Origin of the sequence: Pseudomonas koreensis (assembly GCF_024169245.1) — a bacterium.
In the GTDB taxonomy this organism is placed as follows: Bacteria; Pseudomonadota; Gammaproteobacteria; order Pseudomonadales; family Pseudomonadaceae; genus Aquipseudomonas; species Aquipseudomonas koreensis_F.
The window spans coordinates 1,122,790-1,136,622 of the sequence record NZ_JALJWP010000001.1 but is presented as its reverse complement, the minus strand read 5'-3'; the positions used below and the strand labels follow the sequence as shown (position 1 = coordinate 1,136,622).

The following is a 13,833-nucleotide window of genomic DNA, read 5'->3' as shown; positions in this document are numbered from 1 at the left end:
CGTAAGGCAGATGAAGTGGTTTTCGATTGTTTTGTTGTGCTGGGGGATGACTTCGGGAGCCTTTGCCTCTTCGTCCAGCACCGCCCAATGCCCAAGCGGCAATTTTGCTGAGTTCGTAAAAATTTTTGTATCTGAGCCAGAGATACAGAAAGCGTTTATTGCGACTCCTGCGAAGCATGTTCACGTCATTGCGGACGGGAAAATACCGAAGGTCATCGAACGGAGCTTGGGCTCGATTTCCGTCGATGAGTTGAAGGTGCTGCTTCCGGAAAATGCTGCCAAATTGGGTCTCACTATCGAACCCAAGGTGCCTGACAGAGTGGTCGTCCGTGATGAGGCGGGCCATTTTTTGAAGATTTTCGTCTTCAAACACAGTGATTGCTGGGCTCTGAGTCGAGTGGAGGACTGGGCAATCGATGCGGTGATGGAAGAGATCACTCAGTCTGAGAGACTAACGCCCGGTGAGCTGGAACTAAAAAAAGGCGTCATATTCGACAGGTTGGTCAACAAGGCGTCTCCCGAATCAGGGATCTATTTGTACGCCGCGGCATTGGATAGCTATTTAGATGGCGCCCGGAAGGGTTCGGCGCAAGCAGCATTCGCTGCCGCGGGAATCAGTCTTTCTGGACAAGCGCCACGCTTGGAGAATTCCAGAATCCTGGCGTTGTTGATTCAAGCTTCAGAACAAGTGCCGGATGCCGGCTTGACTCTCGCAGATTTTTATTGCGATGAAGGTGAATACGACGAAAATCACGGTTGTATTAACCCCAAAGAATCAATAGCGACATTGGAGCGTGCCGCCCGTCTCGGTTCGACTAACGCGCTGATTCGATTAGGTGAAGTGTACGAAGCGGGAGACCTCGTAGCGGCTGATTTGCCTCGCGCGATGGCGTGTTACCGGAATATTCAGAAAACCGATCCTAAGACGGCTAACGCTTTGGTTGAGCGCTCGGCAGCCCGAGGCGTCGTCAGCGATAACTCTATTCAATGTTTTGAAGCAGGAAGCTTTTGATGAGCACAGGACTACTTGAACAAAGGCAGCAATATCGCACTGGTTACGAGTACGGCCCTTTCAAGGGCGAGACTGACCATGATGAAGATGGTAAAAAGGAAATCGACTGCTCCGGGCTTCTGTATCGAATGCTTAAGGATGCGGGATATACGATTCCTTACCTCACAACATCGGGGTTAAATGCCGACACTACTTTTTTTGATGTAATCCCGCTTGCGGAAGTACAGCCTGGCGATATTGCGCTGTGGATAAACTTTCATGGGCACACTGGGGTCATCGAAGACATCTCCGGATCGCCTGTTCGAGATCGGGGGAATTTCTTCGGTTCACAGTCTTCAAACGGACCGAAATCTGCCAAATATGGGGTGGGCAGTGGTTACTGGCCAATGCCTGAAAAGTTTTTACGCCCGAGGCCCCAATTCAGAGGCGCACAACCAGCACCCGCACCTAATCCTGCGCCGGCCCCTGCACCGGCAGGCCCAGCTCCGCTGATGAGCTTCCAATATCCATTCAGAAAAGCTGACGGTAAACAGTTTTCTGATGCGGATGAGATTTACAAGGCTCTCGAAAACGAGAGTGCCGGGCATTATTTGCTGGGCAGCAACAAGTTCTGGCACGGTGGCATTCACATCAGCAATGCCAGCGCTCCTCAATGCATTTTGAGTGAACCGATTCGCTGCATGGCCGACGGCGAGGTCGTGGCATATCGTCTCAATGATGATTATTTGGAGTCGACCTTTGGTGAAAATGAAAAAAAACTGAAGTATTCCAATTCTTTTTGTCTTGTACGCCATGAGTATAAATCCGAGCCTAATCCTGAAGATGGGCCCAACAAGGGCAAGCAAAATAAGCTGACCTTTTTCAGCCTTTATATGCATTTGCTACCTTATAAGCGTTATCCGCTATCAGAGGAGGAAACTCCTAAGCCTAAGGTGACAATGCAGGTTGACGACTTTAAGGCCTACGATAGTTTTCCCGAAGCATCCGGCTGGCCCTCTCCAGGAAAGTTGGCCAGCGGGACCAAGCTTGAAGTGATGGAGGAAAAAGCCGCTGGGGATATTACCTATGCGAAGGGCAAGATTCTTTCGGGAAGCGTCAAGAACAACGCACAAAAAGTACGCTTGTCAGGCAGTGTGGTCTGGTTTGCGTATCTGAAAAATAGTGAGCCATTTAAGAATTCGCAGCAAAAGCGTATATGGCGTGCCGACCCGATTCCCGAGCGGAATAAACCAAAATATTGGCAAGGAAAAGTCAAAGGTACTGCTATCAAAAAGCTGGATCTGTATCAGGAACCGGCTTCGCCGCAGAATGGACAGCCCGCAGGTCCCCGAAAAGGAACAATGCAGCTTAATCCGGGAAGCGTTGTTGAGTTTGAAAGTAAAGATGTATTGAACTTGACGGTGTCGGGAGTCACCCGACGAATGGCGAAATGCACAAAAATCAGTGGCGACCTTGCGGGCGCGGGTGAGGTGACAACAAGTTTTTGGGCATTCGTGGAGAATGAATTTGTTGCTTGGGATGTCATTCCAACAAGTTTTGATTCCGTCGAGCTCACGGGTACAGGGATCAAGGCTGGCGATCCGATTGGCTATCTTGGGCTAACGGAAAATTTGTCTGGAGAGGACGGTAGTGTTTCAAGCAAGCATCAGGTTCATGTCGAGATTTTTACAGCAGAAACCCATGTAACGGACTTTTTAAAGAATAGCGCGGGGTTGAAAGTCGGGAAACAATATCTTCACTTGTTAGCAGGAACAAATCTGAAAAGAAATGCACCAGCGACAGATTTGACTCCGCTCAAGAAAGCGCATGCCGTTGATCTGAACAAAACCCGCGCCATCAAAGAAGGCGCCGAGGACTATTATCAGGTATCCCTCATCGAGGACGGCTCGCCCTTAGCCGGGCTTGTAAATAAAAAAGAAACAGAAATCATTTCGCAGCACGACTGGGGGAAACTTGGCTTCATTATTGTTGAGGAAGCAAACGCAGCGGCAGATGGATTTCTTGATCCGGATAGCATGCCGCAGTTCTTCAAAGAGCTATTCCTGAAGATGGATACCAACGACGATAAGGAAGTTGATCCTGCAGAGCTTGCCGTTGCATTGAAAACTGCAGAGACAAGAGCGAGCTGGGCCAAGCTGATCGCGCGTCATCCTACGGAATGGAAAGAGGAAGCAGATGCTGCCAAATGGGATCGACTTGGTCTAATTTTAGAAGACAATCCGAAAACCTTGAAACACGAAAAAGAACGAATCACTAAGTATGTGTTTTGGGAGGATCTGAAAGACAAGGCCGCCATGAGTACGAACTTGGTTTGGCATTTTCATCCTATTGAAATGCTTAGTAACTTCATGAGTCGTTCCGAGTTTATAGATGTCGAGCGGTTTGTAGCCATGTATGCTGAGCAACATGCTTCGTTTCAGGTTGATGCGCCTCCGTTTTCTGCTGCGTCCAAGTCCAATTTGCGTAAGATCGCAGAAAATATTAATAAATATCTAGACAGAACCAAAGAGGTTTATACAGTCTATGAATTGTCATATATGTTCGCGACGGCGCGTCACGAGGCTTACCAATTTATGATTGCTGAGTATTTTAGCGCTGCCCCGGAGTATGGGCCGGTTTCCTATTTTGACAAATATGACCCTGTGCTTGCAGATACCGCAACACGCAGACAAACTGCGATCGGCAACGGTAATACGGTACAAGGGGACGGTTTTAAATATCGGGGTCGTGGTCTCGTTCATTTGACATGGAAGAAGAACTATCAAAAGGCGAAAGATTATTTCGGAATCGACTTTATCGCCCATCCCGATGAGGCCGCTGGGTTTGAAAATTCTGTGCCGATTATGATATGGGGCATGAAAGAAGGTATATTTACAGGGAAAAAACTTGGCGATTATGTAAATAATAGTGCCAAGGACTATGAAGGGGCGCGAAAGGTAATCAACGGTTCCGACCAAAAAGCGTTGATCGCTAGTTATGCTGTGAAATTCGAAGCGATACTAAAGGCCACGTCAATTGCACCGGAGACCAAATAAGTATGAATATTAAGTTGGCTGTAGGTTTAGCTGTCGTAACTTTCGTGCTAGCATGTTTCGCAGTCGCCGAGCCGCATGACGTGTATTCAGCTGATGTTGATGCCCAGTCTCTGACCGTTACTTGGTCAGGTGGTAGCAAAACAATAGAAGGCGTAGTAGGGAGTCAAGGCGAAACAACTAGGGATTTGGTTGAATTTAATGGAGGTAAGGCCCTCCATTACGAAAATCTGGCGTCGCGTGCTCCTTTTGAAGCCTATTTTACGTTAACTAGGCATGGCGCGGATGTTCTCATAGATTGCGTGTATACAAATATTCGGAACGAGCAGAATGGAGTTCTAATAAACAAAGCCGTTTGTGGCTTGGATCGCCCATTAGCTGAAGAATATGAGGAAGCAGTTTCTGAATTTTCGGATCAGTGGAAAAACTTGACTAGCAAGGTTGTTATAGCGCCTTTGTTGGCAACGCCCCCAGTATTGGTAGAGGTTGAAGACTCGGCTTTTGGTGGGGTGAAGTTATCCCGAACCTATCATTCTCCCAATGACCTAAAGTTTTCGCGTCCCGAAAACGTTATAAAGAAAGACAAAGTCAGCCATTCCTTCGGTGATAACTACGTATTTTCCGTTTACTCGCCTAGCGATTTAGTTAGTCCGCTCTATCTCGATGTGTCTTCTGGAAAGCTTGACAGTGCATTCGTAAGGTATGATCGGGATGCTTTAAATAAGCTGTTCTGATCAACTCTTCTGGCCTCAAAGAAAATACAGATCTGTTTGGTGTGCAATGCGATTTCTGTCTAGATTGCGAAGGCAAACAGATCTGTTCCGTTTACTCACTGGCTTAAATCATTGCAGTAGCACTTACAAACTAAGACCGGTTTTTCGTTACCAAGCCAAAGTCGACATGTTTGAGACTTACAGCCGGACTGCGGCGACGACTTCGTTAACCTGCGCGTCGACAAAAAACGCAAAGCGCTGCTCAGCACTTACTCGGAAATGAACATCCCCAAGCAATGCATCACCCGATTCACCAAACGCAAAGCCTGAATGACTTAAGGATGAACACCGTGAACCGTTTTGTTTTAACCCTGCTCGCCGTACTGCTACCGGCTTCAGCTGCCTGTGCGCAGGACGACTGCAGCCAGGTCACCTCAAGTCTGGAGATGGTGCCCTGCTCGGAGGCGGCGAAGAAGGCTGCCGATACGCAGTTGAATGTCAGCTACAAGCAGCTGATGACGCGACTTGAGTCTGACTATCGAGCAGATCCGGCATTGGGCGCGGAGTACGCCGCGAAGGTCAAAGAGTCGCAACGTGCTTGGTTGAAGTTGCGCGATGCGAACTGCCCTTTGGAGGCATTCGAAATCGAGACGGGGATGCCGGCTCATGTGTTCGCGGTTAACTCGTGCATCGCCAGAATGAGTCGTGAGCGCTCGGCGTATCTGGACAAGATTGTCCCTGCTCTTGCATCCGACAAGAACTCGTCGACGGCTCCCACCAGCGACGCTTGCCCCTCGGAGGAATTCGCGCCTTTCATTGCGGCGTTTTCCGCCAACAGCGAATCACAACGCCGTCTGACTGCAATGACGGTCAAGTCGCTGGTGTTGAAACCGGTAGCTGGGAAGGATCGGCGTACCTTTGAGCCTTCGACCTCGGGTGTCAGTGGAACAACCTTCACCTATCCGCTGATGGTTGCAATCACGCCCGGCAAGACACCTGGGGTCGAGATTGAAGAGGTTGATGACAGTCACGTCAACGTGGTGGATAAACGGGCCGGCAACAGCAATATCAAGATCTTCAACTTCTCTCGTCAGGCGTGCTGGGTGCTTGAGGGGATTGAGGATTGGTCGGTCAGCGAGAAGGATCTTGTCGCAACGGATAACCCGGGAATGAGCCGCGCTGAAAACTTTTGTTATCAGCGTGCGGAAGCGTTGGGTGGGCTGGGGTCTCTTGAGCAATACCGGCTGACTGCGGAGTTGATTGAAGCGTCGCTGGAAAATTTTGTGTGTGCTGCAGAGTCGGGTGATGCACAGGCGAGCCTGTCGGCGGCGAGCCTGAGTCTTTCGCAAATGGCATCTCAGTTGGAAACCCCTAAGGTTGAGGCTTTGTTCAAAGCGGCTTCGAAAATACCAAAGGGTGCGATGGGTTATGCGACGTTTCTTTGTTCAGGAAACTCCACTGACTATAACGGCCCTTGCCTTCATCCCAAGCAGGCAGAAGAGCAGGTTATCCGGGCGATTACCATGGGCTCCACGGACGCGATGAATTACCTGGCCTCTACCTTTGAGGGTGGGGAGTTAGGAACGAAGGATATATCGCGGGCGTTAGCCTGTTATCAAATGGCGGCTGACAAAGGTGACCAGTTGGGCGTCTTCAACGTGGGGCGATTGGGATCGTCAGCCACGGCGCCGATCAAAGTCAGCCACTGCATTTGAATTTCGAGGGGCTGTTTGAGGCGGTTTTGCACAAGTTTTGTCTGAATCCCCTACGCTAAAACGTTTAACGCTTGAGCATCTGACGACCCCGATTTTCCTTTAAACTCCCCACCCCCAAGGAACGCGCTTAGGACACGGAATGCCAGCCCCTTCTTCCTCGCTTCGCCCAGCGTTGGTGCTTTGGCTATATGCCGCTGCGATCACGCATATCCTCGCCGGTCTCACCCTGACCTGGGCCGGTGACTCCGGCTTGCTCGATGGCTACCTGCAAGTCCTCGAACTGTCGTTTTGGGGTGCCGATGCGGTTCCCACCGCCGGCCACGAACAACAAGTCTGGTGGCTCGCGCTGTTCGGCGCGACGTTGCAAAGTTATTCGTTGTACATGCTCGCGCTGGTGCACTTGGGCAATCGCTTGAAAGCTCCGGCCATCTGGGGCTGGTTGATCGCCGGCATCCTGTTATGGGCGCCGCAGGACATGTGGCTCTCGGCGCAACAGCAGGTCTGGTCGCACGTGTGGCTTGATGGTTTTGCGTTGTTGGTGTTGTTGCCGCCGCTGTTTTGGCTGTACAGACATGACCGTCAAGGGAAGGAGTAACAGCGTGAAAGTATTTTCGATTCTTCTCGGTTGCTTGCTCTCTGCTGCTTCATCCGCATTGTTTGCTGGAGAAGCGTGCAACCCAGACAGTTTGTCCAACCCGGACTTGATCACCTGCGGCCAGCAAACCTTCAAGAAAGTCGATGGTGTCTTGAACGAGCAATACAAAAAAGCGCTGTCGACTCTGGCTCCTGCGGAGCAAAGCCACCTGAGAGATGTGCAAAAGAACTGGGTGCGCTTCAAAGAGTCGTTTTGCGAAGAGCTTTATCAAGCTGCGTTGCCGGGCGCTGAGGCGCCAATCGAGAGGCTTGGGTGTCTGGTGCAGACGACCAATGCTCGGCTGGGAGAGTTGATCGCTCTACAGACGGGTTTACCGCTGGATGGTTTTTACAAAGCGGCATCCGCGATTGCGGGGAAGGATCGTGAGAGAGATGTAACGAACTCAATTGAGCTGCTGGGAGGGGAAGAGCTCGATGATTCGCTTTGGAGGCAATACGCGGAGGGGCACTGCAAAATGAGCGAGCGTTTGTTTCGTGAGGATTTAGCGAATTGCAGGGTGCGGATGCGCTTTCAGTTGCCTATGAATCGTTGAATGAATTTCCGATTTGAAGTTTTCGCGTGCGTTTATCTCTGCTCTGCTGCTAGTACCACTGACTGCCCATAGTGAAGTTTCTACACAGCTAAGGTGGATGCCACTTTCGGTACTTCAACGTGGTCAAGCGTTCCTTCACTAGCCTCTTACGTCCTGCCGATGAGCGACTGCGTCGCCGGTTGAGGCTCGAAAGCTGCGGAATGCTCGAACAAGGTAATCAGTGTCAGGTTATTTCTGTTTATGTTCAGAAGCTTGGAAACGTCGCTACCCTCATAGCCTTTGAAGATTGCCAGTGGTTGTCCATGTCCAGGATTCGAGGTAACGGGTATCGCTATCAGATCTGGCGATCTGAGGCGCGCAAGGCTGCGGAAGATATGGCGCGTGAAAGCCAAAACCTCAAGATCCGAGGTATCGAAACCACTCAAATCCGTTACGAGCCTATTACTCCCGTTGCCATCGAAGCTGCGGATCTTTGGGGTGACGAGGCGACGCTCTACCCGTGGCACGATGTGCATCAATGGAAACAGGCTGACACCCGTGGTTTTGATGTCTCGCTTTGGTTCAACCAAGAATTGTGTGGGTTGTGTTATGCGTCACCGCGCAAGAGCAAGCTATGTATCAAGATCGTGATTCTGGAGGGCAAGCCGGAAAGATCCCATCCGTTGCGGGGCACAGTGGCTGCTTTGGCATTAACCGCGATTGAAAACTACGCTCTCTTGATTGGCTGTACAGAAATTGAAGTTCAAGAGCCGGCAGTCGGCGCTATACCCATATACGAGAGTTTAGGGTTTGGCTTTGATCCGACGGGCCGGCTTGTTATTGCGGTTGAGCGGTAATACTATCCAGTCAAATTTCGAGACCCGAGAGGTTTCCATGAAAAAGTCCAAACATGAACCAAAGCCTATGATGGCTGCCCGGTTCCAGGCTGAAGCTCGTGAAGTTTTGGCTAAACGTTCCGGTAAGCGCAGCCGTTTTCTGGATGTTGCGTTGGCCAAAGGTTCTGATTTCGAGCCAGTCGGTCGACTGGCTGGCTGAAGGTTTTCGGATTCTCAAAAAAGCTGCCGTGATTGGCAGTTTTTTTGTGCCTGGATGTTTACAGACGGTGCAGAAAGGGGACTTAACGTCCCCTTTTTTTCATCCGCAAATCCCGCTACGGCTTCGCCGCCGCGCTCTTCACCTCAATATGATCAAGCGTCCCTTCCACCATCAATCGCACCCCGTCCGCCATTCTGCTCAGGGCCAGTGCCACCGAGCGGCGGGAGCCGTGGAGGTCGTCAGCCAGGTCGCAGGCGATGACGCTGATTGACAGGAGGTCTTCGGAGGCGTTGGCCATGAGGGCTTCGGGGTCGGTGCCGGAGGAGAGTTTGAAGAGGCCGGTTTCGCGTCTGGCGTGGGGTTCGGTGGGTGGTTTGAAGTGATGGTCGAGGGCGCGTTCGGCGGCTTCGTGGAATTTCTTCGATTCCAGAGATTCGTAGGGCGATATGTCCGGGGTTTCCGGGGGGTTGGGTGTTGGTTTCTTCATTGAAATATACCGATTAAGGAGCTAACACCCCTTCGCTCGCACTTCGAATAAGGTGGCAGCTGTGTATGGGTGTGCAAGACCGGCAATCGGCAAACCGGCAGATCCGAAGATCTCCCACACACAGCTGCCATAACGATTCGCGAGCATAAGAAAACGCTCGATGAATAGCTATAACCGATAGTGTGCCGATGCGGACTTGCACGTCCGTATCGCCGATTTTGCGGCGACACACAAAGCCTATCCCTCACGACCAATCCCGCCTAGTTCACGCACAGCCCCGCACTTTGCAGGAAATTTCCCATAAATTCGCGGGCCGGAAGATCAAAAGATCGCAGGCTCCGGCGGCTCCTACAGGGATGTGTTTCAACAGGTGTAGGAAAGGTGAGTAGGGAGGCGGGAGCGTCTCGGGATGCATTCCCACGCGGAGCGGGGGAACGATCAGGGGGGAACGTTGCATCGTGACTTGGCAGTCATCATGCGGGAAATGGTCTGCATCCTCTTCCAACAGCGTCAGATACTGGCGTTATCGTTCGAATCCCTTACACTGCCCCGGCCGTTCATTTTCCTTTTGAGGCTGTGCGCATGAAATTTCGTTTTCTTCTGTGGATGATGGGTTTGTTGATGGGTAAGGCCAGCCGGACAAATCCTGCGTTCCAGCAGCAGTTGGGTGACAAGGACCTGGTGTTTCAGCTGCAGACCCTGGATGGGAAAGTGGCGCGGCATTTTGTGGTGAAGAATCAGCGCATCACCAGCAAGTCTGGGGTGGTGGCGGAGCCGGCGTTTGCGATTGCGTTTAAAGATGCCGGTTATGGCTTTGCGACGATGCAGGCGAAGAACAAGCAGTTGGCGTTTATGCAGGGCATTCAGGACAAGTCGATCCAGCTCAAGGGTAATCCGGCGCTGGTGATGTGGTTTCAGGGGTTGATGAAGTATTTGGTGCCGCGGAAGGCTAAGCCTAAGGCTTGAGCCTTTGGTGACGCGGAGCGTGGGAACAATCAGGGCGGTCTGGTAGACCGAGTTGGATTCTTCGCGAGCAGGCTCGCTCCCACAGGGATTTGTGTAAATCCTGGGGAGCGGGCCTGTTTCGTTTTAGGCCTGGCTGAACTGCGAAGCCAGTTCGCGCAGCAGCACTTCGGCTTCGAGGACTTTGCTGACGACGTCATTAGCCTTGTCGCGAGTCAGGCCAACGCGTTCGAGCAGGGCATCCGGAATGTCTTCATCCGGCCCAGAGCCAATCCCGCGACTGCGCAGCAGGCGCACGGCCAGGCAGACGAGGTTCGGGTATTCGGCGTAGGCGCCGTCGTAGCTTGGGTCGTGTTGGAAGCGCAGGGCGGTGGCCAGTTCGTCCGGCATGTCCCAGTAGCGCATCAGCCACGAGCCGATCTGTTCGCGGCTGATACCGAGCAGGTGTTGCTCAATGTAGCTGTGGCACAGGTGCGGGTTGACCTCCAGGTGGCGGCAGATCAGCGAGAAGTGCGGTGGGAACACGTGGGCCAGCAGCAGGTAACCGAAGTTGTGCAGCAGACCGGCGAGGTAAGTCAGGCCGGCTTCCGGGCGCTGGGCGCGCGGCATGGCGCGGGTCAGGCCTTCGATGACGGCGGCGGTGTAGATCGATTGCTGCCAGTACGGCGTGGTGTGTTGCGGGTGGTCTTTGGGCAGGCTGAGGGTCTTGCCGAGGGCCAGGCCCAGCGCCAGGTTGATCACCAGATCGAAGCCCAGCACGCGGACGATCGCGTCTTCCACCGAACGAATCTTGCCCGGCGAGGCGTAATACGGCGACGCTGCCCAGCTCACCACTTGCGCGGCCAGCGCCGGGTCGGTTTCAACGACGCCGGTGATGTCGTCGATGGTGGCGTTGGGGTCAACGCGCAGCTTGATGATTTTTTGCGCGGTTTCGGCCAGCGGCGGAATCTCGATGGTCGCTTCCAGACGCTGCTGAATGCGCCGCGCGGTAAACGCCTGCACGGCCTGGGTGATTTCCTCGCGGTCATCGTCCGGGCGGTCGAGGTTCGGGCGAATGCTGCTCAGGGCTTCGCCGAAGTTAGCGGCGCTGGCCTTGGTCAGCATCGATTTGAAGTCTTCGCTGCTGATTTCCAGCAGCAGGCCCGGCTCGCCGGAGTTGATCAGCAGCTTCGGCTCGCGCAGCAGGCTTTCTTCGTAGAGGCACGGCGAACTGGTCAGCGCCGGCAGGCCCGGCAGCAGGCTCAGATTGTGTTTGCCGAGCATCTTTTCCAGGCGCTCGGTGGACACGGCTGTGAGGCGGCGACCAGTGAGTTCGGCGAGGCGGTTGAGATCCAGCAACTGGCTCTGTGGAAACAGCACCATCAACGCGCCCACGGCGTCGTCCAGCAGCACGGCCTGCACTTTGCGCGAGGCATTGAGGCCGTGGTGGTCGAGCACCTCTTCGTAGGCAACGCCCAGCTTGTTGAGCAGCAGCCGAATAACAGACGGAGCTTGCGGAGATTCGGGGACGAGAGCAGCTTCGGTCATGGTCTGTATCCGTTTTTGAAACAATGGCAGGAGTATAACCAGCTCTGTAGGAACGATCCTGCACAAACTGCGACGGTGCTCACACTTGGCCGTATTGCTGCCCATGCCGCAGCCAGCGGTCGAGCAATGGGCTGACGTGAGTCGGCCAGCGCTCCAGCAAAGCCTGGGCCGCATCGCGCACGGCGGGCAGCAGGTCGGCGTCGCGCATCAGGTCGGCGACCTTGAACTGCAGCAGGCCGGTCTGGCGGGTGCCGAGCATTTCCCCGGGGCCACGCAGTTCGAGGTCTTTTTCGGCGATGACGAAACCGTCGTTGGTCTCGCGCATGATGCCCAGGCGCTGGCGGCCGATCTGCGACAGCGGCGGATGGTAGAGCAGCACGCAGTGGCTGGCGGCGCTGCCCCGGCCGACGCGACCGCGCAACTGGTGCAACTGCGCAAGACCGAGGCGCTCGGGGTTTTCGATGATCATCAGGCTGGCGTTGGGCACGTCGACGCCGACTTCGATCACCGTGGTGGCGACCAGCAGTTGCAGGTTGCCAGCCTTGAACTCAGCCATCACCGCAGCCTTTTCGACCGGCTTCATGCGCCCGTGGATCAGCCCGACCTTCAATTCGCCGAGGGCCGCGGTGAGGTCTTCGAACGTGGTTTCGGCGGCCTGGCAGGTCAGCTCTTCGGATTCTTCAATCAGCGTGCACACCCAATAGGCCTGACGCCCCTCGGCACAGGCGCTGCGCACTCGTTCGATGACTTCGACGCGGCGGGTGTCAGTGACCAGCACGGTGTTGACCGGGGTTCGGCCGGGCGGCAATTCGTCGAGGATCGAGGTGTCGAGGTCGGCGTAGGCGCTCATCGCCAGCGTCCGTGGAATCGGCGTGGCGGTCATGATCAGTTGGTGCGGGCACATGCGCCCGCCGACGCCTTTCTGCCGCAACGCCAGACGCTGCTGCACGCCGAAGCGGTGCTGTTCGTCGATGATCACCAGCGCGAGGTTCTTGAACTGCACTTCGTCCTGAAACAGCGCGTGGGTGCCGACCACCATCGGTGTACCACTGGCGATCTGCTCCAGCGCAGCGACGCGGTTCTTGCCCTTGAGCTTGCCGGCCAGCCACGCGACTTCAATGCCCAGCGGTTCGAGCCAGCGCTTGAAGGTGATGAAGTGCTGTTCGGCGAGAATCTCGGTCGGCGCCATCAGTGCGACCTGATAACCGGCCTCCAGCGCTTGCAGTGCGGCGAGGGCGGCGACCACGGTTTTCCCCGCGCCAACGTCACCCTGAATCAGGCGCAGCATCGGTTCGTGCTGGCTGAGGTCGTAGGCGATTTCGTTGCCGACGCGCTGTTGCGCGCCGGTCGGGTTGAAACCGAGGTTTTTCAGGTATTTCGGTGGCAGTTTCGTGGCTTTCGGCATTGCCGGCGCGCGCAGTGAACGCATGCTTTCGCGCAGACGCTGCTGCGACAGTTGATGCGTCAGTAATTCTTCAAAGGCCAGGCGATGCTGGGCCCAGTGATGACCGAGGGCGAGTTCATCGACGTCGGCATCGGCGGGCGGGTTGTGCAGGTAGCGGATCGCATCGGCCAGCGGCGCCAGTTGATAGTCGCGGGCGAGCTCGGTCGGCAGCCAGTCGGGCAGGGTGCTTGGCTTGAGCAGCGTCAGGGTCTGCATGCACAGCTGGCGCAGGCGCTGCTGGGTCAGGCCTTCGGTAAGCGGGTAGACCGGGGTCAGGGTTTCATCCACTGGCGGCGGTTCGTCGCCGGTGATGGCGCGGTATTCCGGGTGGTAGATTTCCAGGCCTGAGGCGCCGGGCCGGGCTTCACCGTAGCAGCGAACCCGCGTGCCACGCTTGAGGCCTTCTTTCTGCGCATTGCTGAAATGGTAGAAGCGCAGGCTCAAGCCGCCGGTACCGTCCTGCAAGCGCACGACCAGACTGCGGCGGCGGCCCATGACCACATCGGCGCCGCTGACGGTGCCTTCAACCACGGCGTCCTGTCCCGGCCGCAAAGCGCCGATCGGCACCACGCGGGTGCGATCCTGATAACGCAGCGGCAGGTGGAACAGCACGTCCTGCAGATTCTCCAGGCCGACCTTGGCCAATTTCTCGGCCATGGCCTCGCCGACACCCTTGAGTGCCGTCACCGACACTTGCGACAGCTCCGTCATGACGCTC

General features: G+C 54.6%; 12 protein-coding genes. 9 read left to right on the top strand and 3 right to left on the bottom strand.

Going from position 1 to position 13,833, the window contains the following annotated elements; genetic code table 11:
• The first annotated feature begins 10 nt into the window (after positions 1–10).
• The 8 genes from J2Y90_RS05340 to J2Y90_RS05305 all read left to right on the top strand — a co-directional run bounded on the left by J2Y90_RS05340 (position 11) and on the right by J2Y90_RS05305 (position 8,694).
• The gene (locus J2Y90_RS05340) at positions 11–1,012 is read left to right on the top strand and encodes a sel1 repeat family protein (protein ID WP_253497234.1); all 1,002 of its coding nucleotides are present in this window, start codon (positions 11–13) and stop codon (positions 1,010–1,012) included.
• Positions 1,012–4,047, top strand: a complete 3,036-nt coding sequence (locus J2Y90_RS05335) for a hypothetical protein (RefSeq protein WP_253497231.1) — start codon at positions 1,012–1,014, stop codon at positions 4,045–4,047. Before J2Y90_RS05340 ends, J2Y90_RS05335 begins: the two co-directional genes overlap by 1 nt.
• A gap of 2 nt (positions 4,048–4,049) precedes the next feature.
• Entirely contained in the window at positions 4,050–4,778 is a 729-nt protein-coding gene (locus tag J2Y90_RS05330; protein ID WP_253497229.1) for a hypothetical protein, read from the top strand.
• A gap of 329 nt (positions 4,779–5,107) precedes the next feature.
• The gene (locus J2Y90_RS05325; RefSeq protein WP_253497225.1) at positions 5,108–6,472 is read left to right on the top strand and encodes a lysozyme inhibitor LprI family protein; all 1,365 of its coding nucleotides are present in this window, start codon (positions 5,108–5,110) and stop codon (positions 6,470–6,472) included.
• 139 nt (positions 6,473–6,611) lie between these two features.
• On the top strand, positions 6,612–7,067 hold the full coding sequence (locus tag J2Y90_RS05320) for a cell division protein (RefSeq protein ID WP_253497223.1): 456 nt from the start codon (positions 6,612–6,614) through the stop codon (positions 7,065–7,067).
• Between the two features lie 4 nt (positions 7,068–7,071).
• Positions 7,072–7,659, top strand: coding sequence for a lysozyme inhibitor LprI family protein (locus J2Y90_RS05315; protein WP_253497220.1), 588 nt, complete (start codon positions 7,072–7,074; stop codon positions 7,657–7,659).
• Between the two features lie 119 nt (positions 7,660–7,778).
• Positions 7,779–8,495, top strand: coding sequence for an N-acetyltransferase (locus tag J2Y90_RS05310; protein ID WP_253497217.1), 717 nt, complete (start codon positions 7,779–7,781; stop codon positions 8,493–8,495).
• Positions 8,496–8,532: 37 nt separating this feature from the next.
• Positions 8,533–8,694 (top strand): hypothetical protein, encoded by a 162-nt coding sequence (locus tag J2Y90_RS05305; RefSeq protein WP_163012154.1) that lies wholly within the window; start codon positions 8,533–8,535, stop codon positions 8,692–8,694.
• Positions 8,695–8,809: 115 nt separating this feature from the next.
• Here J2Y90_RS05305 and J2Y90_RS05300 read toward each other — a convergent pair whose 3' ends face one another.
• Positions 8,810–9,181, bottom strand: a complete 372-nt coding sequence (locus J2Y90_RS05300) for a DUF6124 family protein (protein WP_253497214.1) — start codon at positions 9,179–9,181, stop codon at positions 8,810–8,812.
• Positions 9,182–9,763: 582 nt separating this feature from the next.
• Between J2Y90_RS05300 and J2Y90_RS05295 the strand changes: the two genes are divergently transcribed.
• Positions 9,764–10,147, top strand: a complete 384-nt coding sequence (locus J2Y90_RS05295; RefSeq protein ID WP_064389575.1) for a helicase — start codon at positions 9,764–9,766, stop codon at positions 10,145–10,147.
• Positions 10,148–10,270: 123 nt separating this feature from the next.
• Here the strand turns inward: J2Y90_RS05295 and J2Y90_RS05290 are convergent, their stop codons facing one another.
• Complete coding sequence (locus tag J2Y90_RS05290) at positions 10,271–11,671, bottom strand: aminoacyl-tRNA deacylase and HDOD domain-containing protein (RefSeq protein WP_212617435.1); 1,401 nt, start codon at positions 11,669–11,671, stop codon at positions 10,271–10,273.
• Positions 11,672–11,750: 79 nt separating this feature from the next.
• On the bottom strand, positions 11,751–13,826 hold the full coding sequence (recG, locus tag J2Y90_RS05285; protein WP_041476627.1) for an ATP-dependent DNA helicase RecG: 2,076 nt from the start codon (positions 13,824–13,826) through the stop codon (positions 11,751–11,753).
• Between the last annotated feature and the right edge of the window lie 7 nt (positions 13,827–13,833).